This window comes from Microbispora rosea (assembly GCF_900156315.1).
GTDB classification, from domain to species: domain Bacteria; phylum Actinomycetota; class Actinomycetes; order Streptosporangiales; family Streptosporangiaceae; genus Microbispora; species Microbispora rosea.
Window position 1 is genome coordinate 62,527 of the sequence record NZ_FTNI01000033.1, and the last position, 15,454, is coordinate 77,980.

A 15,454-nucleotide genomic window follows, 5' to 3' on the forward strand; every position below is an offset into this window, starting at 1 on the left:
TAAGCGCCCCCCTGGACCTTACGGCCTCAGGGGGCACATACGTACCACTATGTCAGGTCTGCACAGTTTCGGGCGTCGGCGTCCCCGGCCGCGCCCGGCACCCACCGAACGTTCGCGAACGAGGCGGAGAACGCGCCGTCGGTGTAGACGAGGAACGGCGTGTTGACGTTCTCGAAGTCCAGGTTCGGCGAGAAGCAGGACACCGGGATCTTGACGGTCGCCTTCGTGCCCGCGGGCAGGTTCTGGAACAGCGACGTCGCCACTACCTCCGCGAAGCAGGGGTAGACGCAGTGCGCGCTGATCACCGTGCGGGCCGCCGGCGGCTGGTGGACGATCGTGTCGAAGACCAGCGCCGCATCGGCGTTCAGGTAGCCGCGCAGGTCGCTGCCGCCCGCGGGATCCTGCATGTAGAGCTGCGCCGCCCCTGCGCCGTTCCAGGTCGCCTTCAGCCCGTCGCCCTGAACGGTGACGTCCGACGGGACGACGGCGATCTCCGCGTGCGCCGCCTCGCCGTCCACGCCGATCTCCGTGCCGCCCCAGTTCTCGGCCGAGCCGATGTAGCTCTTGTACGGCGCCACGTCCTGGCGGTTGTAGACCTCCAGGTCCTCCGTCGCGGTGCCGCCGCCGCCCGTGCCGGAGCAGCCGGACCCGGGCGAGGTCTCGTCGAGTGTGCCGACCGACCCGGTCTGCCCGTAGCGCAGGCCGTAGCCCAGCGGGAAGAGCGGGTCGTAGCCCTGCTCACCCTGCTTCTGAGAGGGGGGATTCAGCGGCGACTGGCAGGCGCTCCTCGGCCACGAGTACGACAGCGTGCCCGTGTAGCCGGGGCCGCTGTCGCGGCTCCTGACCAGCAGGTCGGCCACGCCGCCGCCCTCGGTGCCGGGCAGCCAGGCGACCACGAACGCGTCCGACCGGTTGAGCTCCTTGTTCACGTGCAGCGGACGGCCCGTGACGTAGACGGTGACGACCGGCGTGCCCTTGCCGGAGACCTTGTCGAGCACCGCGAGGTCGCCGGGGTAGAGAGCGGCCGCCTCCAGCGAGCGGCGGCCGAGGTCGCCCACGCCCTCGGCGTACGGCGTCTCGCCGATCACGGCGATCACCGCGTCGTACGCGCCGGGGTCCACGCCGTCGGCCGTCTCGCTGAAGGTCACGTGGTCCGCGCCGAGGACCTCCCGCATGCCGCCCAGGATGGTCGTGCCGTTCGGGAAGTCGGCGTTGGTGTTGCCGGTGCCCTGCCAGCTGAGGGTCCAGCCGCCGGTCTGGTTCTGCATGCTGTCGGCGCTCTTGCCGACCACCAGCACCTCCGACCGGGGGGACAGCGGGAGCACCTTGCGGTTGTTCTTCAGCAGGACCTGCGACTCCCGCACCGCCTTCCTGGCCAGCGCCCGCGCCTCCAGGGCCTTCGCCGAGCCCGCGCCGGGGCGCGCGGAGGGCTTGGGCGCGTCGAACACGCCCGCCCGCAGCTTCACCCGAAGGATGCGCGTCACGGCGTCGTCGATCCGGGACAACGGGATCTCCCCCGCCTCGACCTGGGCGATCGTGGTGGAGATGAACGCCTTCCAGTCGTTCGGCACCATCACCACGTCGATGCCGGCGTTGATCGCCCGGGCGCAGTTCGAGTTCGTGCAGCCGGCGACCTGGCCGATGCCGTTCCAGTCGGAGACGACCACGCCGTCGAAGCCCATCTTCCGCTTGAGCACCTCGGTGAGCAGTTTCTCGCTGCCGTGCACCTTGCCCTCGGTGATGCCGAGGTCCTCGTTGGTCCAGCTGTTGAAGGACGCCATGACGGTCTGCGCCCCTGCGGCGAGCGCGCCGTAGTAGCCCTGGCCGTGGATGTTGACCATGTCGGCCTCGGACGAGGGGTTGACTCCCTGGTCCTGTCCCTTGAGCGTGCCGCCGTCGCCGATGAAGTGCTTGGCCGTCGCGATCACGCCCCGGTCGCCCAGCCCGCGTGGGCCGCCGCCCTGGAGGCCGCGGACGACCTCGTAGCCGTACGCGCGGGTGATGCGGGGGTCCTCCGAGTAGCCCTCGTACGTGCGGCCCCAGCGATCGTCCCTGACGACGGCGAGGGTGGGCGCGAAGGCCCAGTCCTGGCCGGTCGCGCGTACCTGTGCGGCGGTCGCGGCGCCGATGTCGTGCAGCAGGCACGGGTCGTGCGCCGCGCCGAGGCCGATGTTGTGCGGGAAGAGCGTCGCGCCGAAGACGTTGTTGTTGCCGTGGACGGCGTCGATACCCCAGATGACCGGGATCTTGGTCCTGGTGTTCACCGACGCCTGCCAGTACGCGTCGGCGAGGGCGAGCCAGTCCCCCGGGGCGGCGTGCTTGTCGCGGCCCGGCCAGGATCCGCCGCCGTTGAGCACGGAGCCGATGCCGTACTGCGCGACCTCCTCCGGAGTGATCGCGGAGATCTCCGGCTGGGTCATCTGGCCCACCTTCTCGGCCAGGGTCATCCCCGCGACGATCTTCGCGACGCGCCTCTCGTCGGCCGGGTTCCGCTTGATCTCGCTCGTGACGGCCGGCCAGTCGGGCAGCGCGGGCAGGCGCTTCTCGATGCGCGCGCAGCCGTGGTCCATGTCCGGCTTGCCGACCACCGGCCGGACCGCGGGATTTCCCGGGGGCTTCCCCGGCGGCCTCCCCTGCGGCTCGCCGGGGGGCGCCGCCGCGACGGCGCCCGGCAGCAGGGCGAGGCCGGCCAGGGCCGACAGCAGCCGCCGGCGGCCCGGCGGGCGGGGGGTGATGAGTCTGCGCATGAACGTCCGTTCTCCAGGAGCCGCGTGGGCCGGATCGGGTGTTACGGGCGTGTTGCGCAGATCGTCACCCCGTAAGACCCATCGGTCAAGAGAGCGCTCTCCAGCCCCGGCGGGCCCCACCGAGGATGACTAGGAAACATTCCCCTCGGCGGGCGCGGAGTCGCCGATGGCATTTCCGGTGCGAGGCAGGACGCGCAGGACGGCCTCCCGGGACCCGGCGACCCGCAGACCTTGCTCCTCGGCGTCCGCGAGGCCGAGGCCGCCGCTGAGGAGGGCGAGGATGCGGGGCGGCGAGCCGGTGACGGTGGCGTCGGCGTCCGGGTCGGCGCCCAGGCGAAGCGAGACCCGGCCGGCGTCGGCGTCGATCACCACACTCTGGTCCCCTGCGTGGATCTGGATCGAGGACGCGGGCCGATCGGGCTCGTGGTCGGTGAGGAACATCCGGACAGGCAGGCGCAGCCACTGACCGCGGAAGGCGTCCTCGGCCCGGTGGTCGCGCATCAGGGGCACGCCCCAGCGGCCGAGCGCGTCGATCACCGGCGCCAGCCCGGCGCCGCGCTCGGTGAGCCGGAACAGGGTGGTGGCGATCGGCGGCGGGGCGTCCTCGCGTTCCACGAGCCCGGCGGCCTCCAGCTCGCGCAGGCGGTCCGCGAGCAGGTTGGTGGCGATCCCCGGCAGCCCGGAGCGCAGGTCGGTGTAGCGGCACGGGCCACGCGACAGGAGCTCACGCACGATCAACAACGTCCATCGATCGCCGACGACATCGAGTGCTTTGGCCACCGAGCAGTACTGACCATAGGAGCGCATGGCCGGAGCCTACCATTCGACTTGAAACTATCACGTAGTCACTTGACTTTTTTGTCTTATAACTTTAGAAGTGCGTCATGACCAATCTCGAAAGGCGGGCGGCCGCCGCGGGCGCGAGCGCGTCCCCAGGCCCGCCCCCCTTCACTCCTCCGCAGGGCGCGGGTGACCCGCGTGCCGTCTTCGCTGTGCTGGCGCTGGCCGTATTCGTTTCCACGCTCGACGTGTTCATCGTCAACATCGCCGTTCCGGCCATCCAGGCCGACTTCACGGACTCCACCGTGGCCGGGGTGTCCTGGGTCCTGAACGCCTACGCGATCGTCTTCGCCGCGCTGCTCGTGCCCGCGGGCAAACTCGGCGACGTCGTCGGACGGCGGCGGGTCTTCATCGCCGGGTTGTTCGCGTTCGGCCTGGGCTCGGCGCTGTGCGCGGCGTCGCCGTCCCTCGGGTTCCTCATCGCCGCCCGCATCCTGCAGGGGGCCGGAGCCGCCGCGATCACCCCGGCCTCGCTCGGCCTTCTGCTGCCCTCCATCCCACCGCGGAGCCGGGCGGCCGCGATCGGCGTCTGGTCCGCCTTGGGCGCGGTCGGCGCCGCCTCGGGTCCGTCACTGGGCGGGCTACTCACCCAGGTGAGCTGGCACTGGATCTTCATCGTCAACGTCCCCCTGACCGCGATCGTGCTCGCCGGCGCGTACCGCGTGCTGCCCGAGATCCGCGACCCCGCCCGTCCGCCCCTGCCCGACGGTCTCGGGACCCTCGTCCTGATCGCCGCCGTCTCCCTCGCCACCCTCGGCCTCGTCCAGGGGCACGCGTGGAACTGGGACGCACGGGTGATCGGCTGTTTCGCCGCCGCCGTCGTGCTCGCGGCCGTGTTCGCCGCGCGCTCCCGGCGGCACCGCGCTCCGGTCCTGGAACTGAGCATCGTGCGCGTCCCGGCGTTCGCGCTGTCCGCCCTGTCAGCGGCCCTGTTCTCGGCCGCGTTCTCGGCGATGCTGCTCGCCAACGTGCTCTTCCTCACGGGGACCTGGCACTACTCGATCCTGCGGGCCGGGCTGGCCCTGACCCCCGGCCCCGTCGCGGCCGCCGTGTGCGCGCCGTTCGCCGGTAGGCTCGCGCAGCGCGTCGGCCCCGGCCTCGTAGGCGGTGCGGGCGCCCTGTTGTTCGGGATCGGATCGGGGATGTGGGTCGCGTTCATCGGTGCGGAGCCCGCCTACTGGTCGCTCTTCTTCCCCGCCATGCTCGTCGGCGGCGGCGGAGTGGGCCTCGCCCTGCCCGCGTTCACGATCGCGGCGACCGCCACTCTGGCGCCGCAGACGCTGGCCACCGGAATCGGCGCGCAGACCATGTTCCGTCAGATCGGTTCGGCCCTCGGCGTCGCCGCCTTCGTCGCCGTCTTCGGCACCCCGACGGCGGCGACCGTGATCGGCGCTCACGACGACGTCCGCTGGTTCATGATCGCCGCGGCGGCCGGCGCCGCCCTCGCCCTCGTATTCATCCGGCGCCCCGGCGGCGCCGACCGGCATCCGGCGCACCGGCAGCGCGACCAGATCGGAGAAGAGGCATGAACGAAGAGATCGCGGCGCTCTCCCAGGTCGCCACGTGGCCGAACGCCGACCGGCGCACCAGGATCGTGCTGGCGAGCCAGTTCACGGCCGCCGGGCTCGACGCGGAGGGTTTCGGGTTCTTCGCGGAACTGTCGTCCCGGACGCCGCGCGACGGTCTCCTGCTGGCGCTCGCCGGCGCCTTCCAGTCCCGGTTGGACGGCCAGGCCGAGGCGGCGATCGCCAAGCTCGACGCCGCCACCACGCTGGACCTCGGGCTCCCCCACTACTACCGCGGGATCTCCCTCGCCGGCCTGCCCGGGTGCGCGGGCCGCGCGGAGACCGTGGTCGCGGATCTGGAGTTCGTCCTCATGGTCAAGGAGCAGTTCCCGCCGGGCTTCATGCGGCCCGTCCACGCGGCGCTGGCACGCGCGTACGACCTGCTCGGACGCGCCGAGGACGCCGCGCGGGCACGCGGCCGGGCCGGTCACCTGATCACCGGCTACTGGGCGAATCCCGAGGACGGGTTCCGTTTCGTCCCCCCGCGCCTGGTCGAGCACGCACAGGGGGTCCACGTGGCGCAGGGCTACGACTTCGCCGACGTCGGCTTCGTCGTCACTGGCACCGGGGTGGTCGCCGTCGACGCCGCCAGCACGCCCGAGCACGCGGCCGCGGCACTCGGCGCGCTCCGCGAGATCACCGAGCTGCCCGTCACGCACGTGATCCTCACTCATGCCCATCTGGACCATGTCGGCGGCCTCGACGCCCTCACGGCCGACGGCGCCACGGTGATCGCCCAGGCGAACTTCCCCCGCGAGCTCGCGATCCAGAACTCCGGCCCGCCGCCGCTGGGCTACTACCTTCCGCGCGGCCACGGCCGCCAGGCCCACGTCGTCCCCGGCCGGCTGGTGGACGCCGTGGAGAAGCTGACCGTCGGCGGCGTGGACTTCACGCTCATCCCGATCGCCGGAGGAGAGACCGAGGACGGGCTGGTCGTCCACCTCCCGGATCTGGGCGTGGCCTTCGTCGGCGACATGTGCATGCCCTATCTCGGCTCGCCGACCGTCGCGGAGGGCTCCGCGCAGGGCCTGTTCGACGCCATGCGGGTCGTCATGGACCTGCGGCCGCGCACGCTGATCCACGGGCACCCGGCGCTGACCGAGAACTACCCCGTCGAGGCCTTCCCCGGACTGCTGGCCGCACTGCGCGACCTGGAGCGGATCACTATGGCCGGGATCTCGGACGGTCTGACGCTCGCCGAGATCCTGCGGCTCAACCACCTGCCGGACGTTCTCCGGGACCACCCCGCCGCGGTGATGCCCTACCTGGTCACCCGCGACACCTTCATCCAGCGGGTGCACCGCGGGCGGACCGGCTACTGGCACAGAAGCGGCGAGGGCGTCGAGCGCTTCACCTCCGCCGAGCTGTCGGCCGCGCTGGACCTGCTGGGCGGCCGGAGCGCGGCGGCCTTCGTCACCGCGGGGCTCGAGCTCGCACGACGCGGCGAGCATCCGCTGGCCCTGCACGTCGTCGACCTGGGCCTGCTCAGCCACGCCGGCGCTCCCGAGCTCGCCGGCCTGCGGCAGAGCCTGCTGGAGTCGATGGTCGCGCGGAACCAGCTGCTCAACCCGTTCAAGTTCATGCACTACGCCTCACTCGCCGGGCTCGAACTGGACCCGGCCGGCTGACGGGTCGCGACGCCGCCTCGTGAAAGTTTCGGCTCTTCCGGCCCCGGAGGGCGGCCGGGGCCGAGGTCATCGCGTACGGGACGGCAGACGGGCGGGCCGGGTCTTGATCGCGTCCCCGGATCGTGTCTAAGGTCCGGGGAGCCCCGAGGCCGAAGATCGGCACTCCGTCCCCCGCGGCCACGTGACGCCCGGCGCTTCGCCTGGCTCTGCCCACGGCCCCGCCCGCCCGTCCATCCCCCAGGTGAGGCACCCATGAGACGCATCCGCGCGTGGTTCACGGCGCTCGGCACGACCATCCTGATGATCGCCGGGCTGTTCGCGCCCGCCCCGGGGTTCGCCGCCGCCGCGACGCTCCACCCCGGCGTCCTGTGGTACGACACGGCGGGCAACCGGCTGCAGGCGCACGGCGCCGGGTTCTTCAAGGTCGGCTCGACGTACTACATGGTCGGCGAGGACAAGAGCGCCGGCGCCACGTTCACGGCGGTCGCCTGCTACTCCTCAACGGACCTGGCCACCTGGACCCGGGTGGGCAACGCGCTGAGCCGGCAGGGCAGCGGCGACCTCGCCGCGGGGCGCATCGTGGAACGGCCGAAGGTGATCTACAACTCGGCGACCGGCCAGTACGTGATGTGGGTGCACATCGACAACTCCTCCTACAGCGACGCGCGGGCGGGCGTGGCCACCAGCCCGACGCCGTGCGGGCCGTACACCTACCGCGGCTCCTCGCGGCCGCTGGGATTCGAGAGCCGGGATCTGGGCCTGTTCAAGGACGACGACGGCACGGCCTACCTGCTGACCGAGGACCGCAGCCACGGCCTGCGCGTCGACCGGCTCTCCGCCGACTACACCCAGGCGGTGAGCACGACGGCGGTGCTCGCCGACCTGGAGTCTCCGGCGATGGTCAAGGTGAACGGACGATACTTCCTGTTCGCCTCGCACCTGACCGGCTGGTCCACCAACGACAACGCCTACGCCACCGCGACCTCCCTGTCCGGGCCGTGGAGCGGATTCACCACGTTCGCCCCCTCCGGCAGCCGCACGTTCGACTCCCAGACCTCCTCCGTCGTGCCGGTGTCGGGTTCGTCGGGCACCACGTACCTCTACGTCGGCGACCGGTGGAACCCGAACGACCTCAACAGCTCGACGCCCGTGTGGCTGCCGCTCACGATCAGCGGCTCCACCGCCTCCATGAACGCGTTCTACGACTCCTGGACCATCGACACGGCGACCGGCACTTGGGCGGCCCCACAGGCCCCGCAGAACTTCACGCTCGTCGGCGCCCAGTCCGGGCGCTGCCTCGACGTCGCCGGCGGCGCCGCGACCAACGGCTCGACCGTGCAGATCTACGACTGCAACGGCGGCGCGAACCAGAAGTGGTCCCTCACCTCCTCGGGCGAGCTGCGCACGTTCGGCGGGACGAAGTGCCTGGACGTGTTCGACCAGCGGACCACGGCGGGCGCGACGGTGGGCATCTGGGACTGCAACGGCGGCGACAACCAGAAGTGGACGGTCAACTCCACCGGCACCGTCGTCGGCGTCCAGTCCGGCCTGTGCCTGGACGTGAACGGCAACCAGACGACCAACGGCGCCAAGGTGCAGCTGTGGACCTGCAACGGCGGCGCGAACCAGCGGTGGACCCGGGCCTGAGGCTCCCCAGCCACAGCTGCGGGACGAACCGCCTGCCGCAGTAGTCGATGGGCTCCCGCGGTTCCCCGCCACTGGCGGGGAACCGCGGGGCCGGCTACAGCGACCTGAGGAAGGCCAGGCCGTCCACGGCGAGGGAGTCCTGGCTTGGTGCGAGCGGCCGCCAGATGGAGGCCGCGGTGGCGATCGTCTGGTTGTGGGCGGTGAAGGATTCGATAACGAGGGGGCCCGCATAGCCCGCTTCATCCAGGGCCTGGGTGAAGGCGGGCCAGTCGAAGCGGTCGGCGCCTGGTGTGCCCCGATCCGTTCCGCAGACCTGCACGTGCGCGATCCGGCCCGCCGCGGCGCGTACGGCTCGCGCCGGATCCTTCTCCTCGATGTTCATGTGATAGACGTCGAGCGCCAGGCCGCATCCGCCGGGCAATGCCTCGAGAGCCTGCTCAACGGTGTTGAGCAGACTGGTCTCGTAGCGGTTGAGCGGCTCGACCGCGATCGCCACACCGCGCTCGCCGGCGTAGTCGACCACGGGTTCCAGGTTGTTCCGCAGCTCGGTGTAGATCGCCCGGCGCTCGTCGTTCGACATCCGCCAGGTCCTGCCGACGGAGGCGTAGGCGGGCCCGCCGATCACCGGAGAGCCCACGGCCGCCGCCACGTCCACGCAGTGCCGCAGGTAGTCCTGGGTCTCCTCGACGACCTCGGCCGTGGCCGCCACGAGCTCCCGCCCCGGCGGCATGACCAGCACCACCGATGCCTTCAGCCCGTGCTCGGCCAGCAGCGCCGCGGCCTTGTGAGGATCCCAGTCGCCGGGCCGCTCCACCGGCAGCTCGATGACGTCGAACCCCCAGGCCGCGACCCGGGGCACCAGGGACGCGAGGTCGTCGTCCCTCAGCGGCGACACCCACACCCACGTGTTCACTCCGAGAGGGAACGCGCTCACCCCTTCTTACCGCCCCACTTCTCGGGGAATCCCGGCATGCCCTCACAGCCGCACAGCGCGTAGTGCAGCGGCGGCATGTTCGGCTGCAGGTACCGGTCGAGGGTCTCCGCCGTGATCTTGGGCTGCGGAAGGTTCCACACCTTCGGCACCTCCTCCCCCTTGAGGATCTTCAAGGCGGCGATGATCGGTGTGCGCCACTGGTAGGTGGGGTACGTGGGAGCGACGGCGGTAAGACCGTCGTCCTTCCACTTACGCAGGAAGTCCTGCTGGTCCTCACCGGTCATCGGCGGGACGGGCACGCCGGCGTCCTCGAACGCCTCAGCGACGGCCACGGAGGTGGCTCCCGAGTCCATCCAGACGCCGTCGAGCTTGCCGTACCGCTGGATGTAGTCGTTGACGATGCCCTTGGCCTTGGCCGCGTCGCCGTCGGTGAACTCCACACCGACGACCTGGAGGCCGCTGGAGTCGAAGGCGGCCTTCGCCGCCGACCAGCGGGTCTCCAGCACATCCACCCCAGGGCTGATGCGCAGCGCCAGAATCTTCCCGCCCGCCGGCACCTTCTCCACGAGGAACTCGGCCGCGTCGGCACCGAACGCGTAGCCGCCGATCGGCTTGATGAACGTCACCGGGCAGTCGGTCTCCACGCCCCGGTCGAAGACGATGACCGGGACCTTGCCGCAGGCGCCCTTGACGGCTGGAGTGAGCGTCGCCGTGGTGTTGGGCGAGACGATCAACGCATCGCAGCCCTTGGCCTGCAGCTCGGCGATGTCAGAGATCTGCTTGTCGTCCTTGCCCTCGGCGTCGAGGGCGGTGAGCTCGGAAATCTCCTTGTGCAACGCCACCTCGGCCTGCATGGTCTTCCAGCCGACCTGCCGCCAGGGATTGTCGACCGCCGCGTTGGAGAAGCACAGGTGGTACGGCCCGTCCTTCTTCTTGTACTCGGCGGTGGACACCATCTGCGGCGCGATGGCCTGCTCCCAGGGCTTGTCCGCCGGTCCCTCCGCCGTCTGCGAGCGCATCGCGAGCTGAGCGTCGTAGTCGGCCTGGACGAAGAACTTGGACTGCTCACCGGTTCCCGAGGCCGGCGCCGTCGAAGCGGCCGCGGGCGGCGCCGTGCCGGCGCCCGCGTCGGCGGCTGTGGTGGTGCTGGGCTTGTCGCTGGTACAGCCGCCGACGGCGAACACCGTCAGAGCCGCGGCGGCGAGGATGAGCGGTCTATGAAACCGCATGGGCGTCTCCTTTTACTTTCGGGGCATCGAGGAAGGGAAGACGGATGGCTCCGGCCGCTACGGCGGCGATGAGGACGACGCCCTGCACGGTGAACTTCAGCGCCCCAGAGACGCCGTACAGGTTGAGCAGGGTGAACAGGGCCTCCAGGGTGAGCGCCCCGGCCATCGCGGCGATGACCGTGCCGCGACCGCCGCCCAGGACGACGCCGCCCAGGACGACCGCGGTGATTGCCTGGAACTCCAGTCCCTGGCCGACCTGAGCGGACACTCCGGCGAACCCGCCGAGCAGGATTCCGGCCACTGCGGCGGACACGCCCGAGAGGGTGAAGGCGATGAGCCTCACCCGGGTTACCCGTACGCCGGACAGGGCGGCCGCGCGCTCGTTGTCGCCGATGGCGATGAGTGTCCTGCCGAAGTTCGCCCGCATCAGCAACACGGCCGCGACGGCGACGACCACGAGGGTGAGCACAGCCCATCCGGTCTGCCTGCCGAACATGCGGAAGGCTTGGGAGAGCGCGCCGCGCGGTGCGCCGCCCGTCCACAGGAAGACCGCGCCGGACAGCACGAGCATCATGCCGAGCGTGGTGATGAACGACGGCACGCGCAGGAGGGTCGTCACCGCACCGTTGACCAGACCGACGAACAGGCCGAGAACGATCAGCAGGGCCAGCACCGGCCAGGTCGCCGCCTCGTCCCCGTCGATCAAGCGGGCGGCGACGACCACCTCGACGGTGACCAGCGATCCGACCGACAGGTCGAACTCTCCGGAGACGATCACCAGGTACTGCCCGGCGGCGAGGATGACCAGGGGCGCGGCGCGCCTGACGAAGGAGAGGAACCCGGCGGGCTCGAGGAAGAACGGGTTGACGATCGCGATGGCGGCCAGCAGCACCGCCAGCACCGCGAGAATCGGCAGCGCACGCTTCACGTCCGCCTCCTTCCGATCAGGCCCGTACGCCGGGCGTAAACGGCAACGGCGACGACGATCACCACGCCCCGCACGACGTCCTTGAAGAAGGAGTTCACTTCCAGCTGGTTGAACACGCTGTCCAGGACGGCGAGCAGCAGCACGCCGCCCACGGTGCCCGCGACTCCGCCTCTGCCCCCGGCCAGCGCGGCGCCGCCGAGGACGACGGCGGCGATGGACTCGAGGTCGTATCCACCGTCGGTGCCCACGGTCGGGGCTCCGGCGCCGAGCCTGCTGGCCAGCAGCAGTCCCGCGATGCCGGCACAGAGCGAACACAGCACGTGCGTGATGATGATCACCCGGTCGGTGCGGATGCCGGACAACCTGGCGACCTCGACGTCACCGCCGACGGCGTACACCCGGTAGCCGTATTTGGTCCGTCTGAGCAGGAACCAGGCGACGAGTGCGACCGCGGCCCAGAGCAACGCCGAGACGGGCACGGGGCCCAACCGGTCGTAGCCGAGGTGCTGGAAGGACTCCGGCACCCGGCCGGCCGGGCCGTCGTAGAGGTCGCCCAGGATTCCCTTGATGATCAGTGAGATGCCGAGTGTGGCGATGAACGCGTGCACGCGCAACTTGCTGATCATCAGACCGTTGACCAGCCCGACCAGTGCGCTCACTCCCATGACGGCGCCGACCGCGAGCACGATGTTGGAGTCCTGGCCCGCCATGGTCACCGCCGCGACCAGCGAGGCGAGGCTGATCAGATAGGCGACCGACAGGTCGAGGGATCCCGCCAGGATGGCCAGCGTCTGGCCTACCGCGACGATGCCGAGCGCCGCCGAGCGCTGCTGCACCCCGACGACGGTCTCCATCGTGAGGAACTGGCCACCGTCCACGGCTACCAGCGCCCAGCCCACGAGGATCACGCCGGCCAGTGCCAGGAAGACGACACTCGTGGGGTTCACCAGCGCCCCGAACCTGGCCCTGCCATCAGCGAGCACGTTCTGGGTCATGAGGACACCTCACCCGCGGCCAGGCTCATGACGGCCTCCTCTGAGGATCCTGCGGGAAGGGTGCCCGCGATGCGGCCCTCCCGGAGCACGACGATGCGGTCGCTCATGCCGATCAGCTCGGGCAGCTCGGAGGAGATCATCATGATCGCGACGCCGTCTTCGGCCAGCTCGCGCATCAGGTCGTGGATGGCCGCCTTGGCGCCCACGTCGACCCCACGGGTGGGCTCGTCGAACAGGAGCACCTTCGGGGCGACGGTCATCCACTTGGCGAGCACGACCTTCTGCTGATTGCCGCCGGACAGATAGCGAACCTCCTGCTCCTCGCGGGGCGGCGTGAGCCGTACACGTTCCAGCAGTTCCCGCACCCCGCTGCGGCGAGCACCACGGCCCATCGCGCGGGTCACGAGAAGGGCGTTGTCGCGCACGGACTGGCGCAGGGCCAGGCCCTCGCTCTTGCGGTCCTCGGTCACCAGGCCGACTCCGGCACGGATTCCCTCGCGGACCGAGCGCGGGCGCACCGGCGTCATCTCGCCCCGGGTGAACGGCTCGGCACCGAACAGGGCCTTGGCCAGCTCCGATCGGCCGGATCCCTGAAGCCCGGCGATGCCGACGATCTCTCCCGCGTTCAGCTTCAGGTCGATGTCGTGCAGCCGGTCGTTGCCGCCGCCGGTGACCTGGAGCCGTGTCTCCCCGACCGAGGTGGAGCGTGGCGGGAAGTACCCGTTCAGATCGCGCCCGACCATGAGGCGGACCAGATCCTCGGAGGTGACGTCCTCGGTGGCGACCGTGGTGACCAGCCTGCCGTCCTTGATGACCGTCACGTGATCGCTGAGGTCGAACACCTCGCGCAGCCGGTGAGAGATGTAGAGCACGGCGATGCCTCGCTCCTGCAAGCGCCGCACCAGCCGGTAGAGCAGTTCGACCTCGTGCTCGGCGAGCGCGGCGGTGGGCTCGTCCATCACGACGATCCGGGCATCGAGCGACAGCGCCTTGACGATCTCCACGACCTGCTGCTGAGCGACCGACAGGCGCTTGACCAGCTGCCGGGGGCCGAAGGAGTCCTCACCCAGCTCGGCGAGCAGCCGGGCGGTCGCGGTGTCCATCGCGGTCCGGTCGACCAAGCCGCGCCGTATCGGTTCCCTGCCGAGGAAGACGTTCTCGGACACGGTCCGCTCGGGCAGCAGATTGAACTCCTGGTAGATGATCGCCACGCCGGCGCGCTGGGCCTCCAGCGGATGGCCGAACGATACGCGCCGGCCGTCGATCTCGATCGTTCCCTCGTCGTGTGCGTGCACTCCGGCGAGGATCTTCATGAGCGTGGACTTGCCCGCTCCGTTCTCCCCCACAATCGCGTGGACCTCGCCCGGCACGACCGCGAGGTCGACGCCGGATAACACCCGCACGCCGAAGAAGCTCTTGCCGATGCCCGTCATGGTCAGCATCGGGCCTACTCCGCCGCGGGAACGGAAGACAGAAAAGCCCCGCGGATTCGCGTGGCGTGGTCACCCGGGGCTCTCTGGATTCTCGGCTCGGGCACGCCGTTAATACAGGTCATAAACTCGCTCCCGACCCGGCACCCCGTCTGCTTGTCAGAACTTTAGGTGCGCCGCTACATATCGCCGCGAGCGTATACATGACTTATGACTTTGGTCAAGCAAAAGACGCGTAGGGTAAAACATAAGGAAACGTCGAGTAGTAAGGAGTGCCAGTGGCTCAGGGCATGCCCGGCGGGACCGGAGCGGGATCACTGCTCTCGATCCTGCGTGACGGGCGAGCGCGTACCCGCGCTGAGCTGGTCCAGCTCACTGGTCTGTCAAGAAGCGCGGTGTCCCAGCGGATTGACGCTCTGCTGCACCAGCGCTTGATCCTGCCCGCCGAGGACACGACTCCATCGGGCGGCAGGCCCGCCACCGCCTTCTCCTTCAACCGTGAGGCCCGCGTGGTGCTCGCCGCCGACCTCGGCGTCACCCACGCCAGGATCGCCGCCAGCGACCTCGGTGGAGCGGTCCTGGCAGAACGTGCCGCCGACCTGCCCATCGACCGCGGACCTGAGCCGACGCTGAGCTGGGTTCTCGACACCTTCCGCGAATTGCTCGCCGAGTGCGGTCACCCGGCGTCGGACGTCTGCGGAGTCGGCGTCGGCCTCCCCGGCCCCGTGGACCACGAAAGCGGCACGGCGGTCAACCCACCGATCATGCCGGGCTGGGACGGCTTCCCCGTACCCGGCTGGCTCGGCGAGCGGCTCGGCGTTCCGGTGCTCGTCGACAACGACGTGAACATCATGGCGCTGGGCGAGCACTGGGCCGTCCACCCCGAGGTCGAGCATCTGATCTTCGTCAAGGCGGGCACCGGCATCGGCTGTGGCATCATCGCCGGACGCCGGCTGCATCGCGGCGCCCGAGGGGCTGCAGGGGATATCGGCCACATTCGCATACCCACCATCGACCAGGTGCAGTGCCGCTGCGGCTACATCGGCTGCCTGGAGGCCGTGGCCGGCGGCGCGGCTCTGGTCGCCCGCCTCCGCGACGCGGGGCTTGATGTCGCCGACGGCCGGGATGTCGTCCGCCTTACCAAGGAAGGCAATCCCCTGGCCATCCGCCTTGTCCGGCAGGGCGGCAGAGAGGTCGGCAGCGCGCTCGCCTCGATCGTCAACTTCTTCAACCCCACAATGATCGTGATCGGCGGCGACCTGGTCGAAGCGGGCGATCACCTTTTGGCGGGCGTCCGCGAAATGGTCTACGGCCGCTCGTTGCCACTGGCCACCCAGAGTCTCAGCATCCGTGCCAGCGAGCTCGGTGACCGGGCGGGCGTTACCGGCGCCGCTGTCATGGTCATAGAGCGCATCCTGGATCCCAAGACCGTCGATCGGTCGGTTTCCACATAACTTCCGCCGAATCAAGGGTCTTCTATGAATATTGGGCCACCCCTACGGCGAGAAAGG

At 70.3% G+C, this 15,454-nt stretch carries 11 protein-coding genes; 4 read left to right on the plus strand and 7 right to left on the minus strand.

What is annotated here, in order from left to right; translation table 11 throughout:
• Nucleotides 1-47 precede the first annotated feature (47 nt).
• Nucleotides 48-2,747, minus strand: a complete 2,700-nt coding sequence (locus tag BXA11_RS34400) for a glycoside hydrolase family 3 protein (protein WP_083744788.1) — start codon at nt 2,745-2,747, stop codon at nt 48-50.
• 129 nt (nt 2,748-2,876) lie between these two features.
• The gene (locus BXA11_RS34405) at nt 2,877-3,554 is read right to left on the minus strand and encodes a winged helix-turn-helix transcriptional regulator (protein WP_076441334.1); all 678 of its coding nucleotides are present in this window, start codon (nt 3,552-3,554) and stop codon (nt 2,877-2,879) included.
• A 77-nt stretch (nt 3,555-3,631) separates the two neighbouring features.
• Here BXA11_RS34405 and BXA11_RS34410 point away from each other — a divergent pair, with 77 nt between their 5' ends.
• The 3 genes from BXA11_RS34410 to BXA11_RS45055 all read left to right on the plus strand — a co-directional run bounded on the left by BXA11_RS34410 (nt 3,632) and on the right by BXA11_RS45055 (nt 8,427).
• Complete coding sequence (locus BXA11_RS34410; RefSeq protein ID WP_076441336.1) at nt 3,632-5,116, plus strand: MFS transporter; 1,485 nt, start codon at nt 3,632-3,634, stop codon at nt 5,114-5,116.
• Nucleotides 5,113-6,780 (plus strand): MBL fold metallo-hydrolase, encoded by a 1,668-nt coding sequence (locus BXA11_RS34415; protein WP_076441338.1) that lies wholly within the window; start codon nt 5,113-5,115, stop codon nt 6,778-6,780. Before BXA11_RS34410 ends, BXA11_RS34415 begins: the two co-directional genes overlap by 4 nt.
• A gap of 252 nt (nt 6,781-7,032) precedes the next feature.
• Complete coding sequence (locus BXA11_RS45055; protein WP_076441340.1) at nt 7,033-8,427, plus strand: lectin; 1,395 nt, start codon at nt 7,033-7,035, stop codon at nt 8,425-8,427.
• A gap of 94 nt (nt 8,428-8,521) precedes the next feature.
• Here the strand turns inward: BXA11_RS45055 and BXA11_RS34425 are convergent, their stop codons facing one another.
• The 5 genes from BXA11_RS34425 to BXA11_RS34445 are packed head-to-tail and all read right to left on the minus strand — an operon-like array spanning nt 8,522 to nt 13,955.
• Entirely contained in the window at nt 8,522-9,340 is an 819-nt protein-coding gene (locus BXA11_RS34425; RefSeq protein WP_239105301.1) for a sugar phosphate isomerase/epimerase family protein, read from the minus strand.
• A 17-nt stretch (nt 9,341-9,357) separates the two neighbouring features.
• On the minus strand, nt 9,358-10,590 hold the full coding sequence (locus BXA11_RS34430) for a substrate-binding domain-containing protein (RefSeq protein ID WP_076441344.1): 1,233 nt from the start codon (nt 10,588-10,590) through the stop codon (nt 9,358-9,360).
• A complete protein-coding gene (locus BXA11_RS34435; RefSeq protein ID WP_051762642.1) occupies nt 10,577-11,518 on the minus strand; it encodes an ABC transporter permease in 942 nt (313 codons plus the stop codon). Before BXA11_RS34435 ends, BXA11_RS34430 begins: the two co-directional genes overlap by 14 nt.
• Entirely contained in the window at nt 11,515-12,513 is a 999-nt protein-coding gene (locus tag BXA11_RS34440; protein ID WP_076441346.1) for an ABC transporter permease, read from the minus strand. The genes BXA11_RS34435 and BXA11_RS34440 overlap by 4 nt, the downstream gene beginning before the upstream one ends.
• On the minus strand, nt 12,510-13,955 hold the full coding sequence (locus BXA11_RS34445; RefSeq protein WP_076441348.1) for a sugar ABC transporter ATP-binding protein: 1,446 nt from the start codon (nt 13,953-13,955) through the stop codon (nt 12,510-12,512). Before BXA11_RS34445 ends, BXA11_RS34440 begins: the two co-directional genes overlap by 4 nt.
• A gap of 278 nt (nt 13,956-14,233) precedes the next feature.
• Here BXA11_RS34445 and BXA11_RS34450 point away from each other — a divergent pair, with 278 nt between their 5' ends.
• Entirely contained in the window at nt 14,234-15,397 is a 1,164-nt protein-coding gene (locus BXA11_RS34450; RefSeq protein ID WP_076441350.1) for an ROK family protein, read from the plus strand.
• Nucleotides 15,398-15,454: the final 57 nt, after the last annotated feature.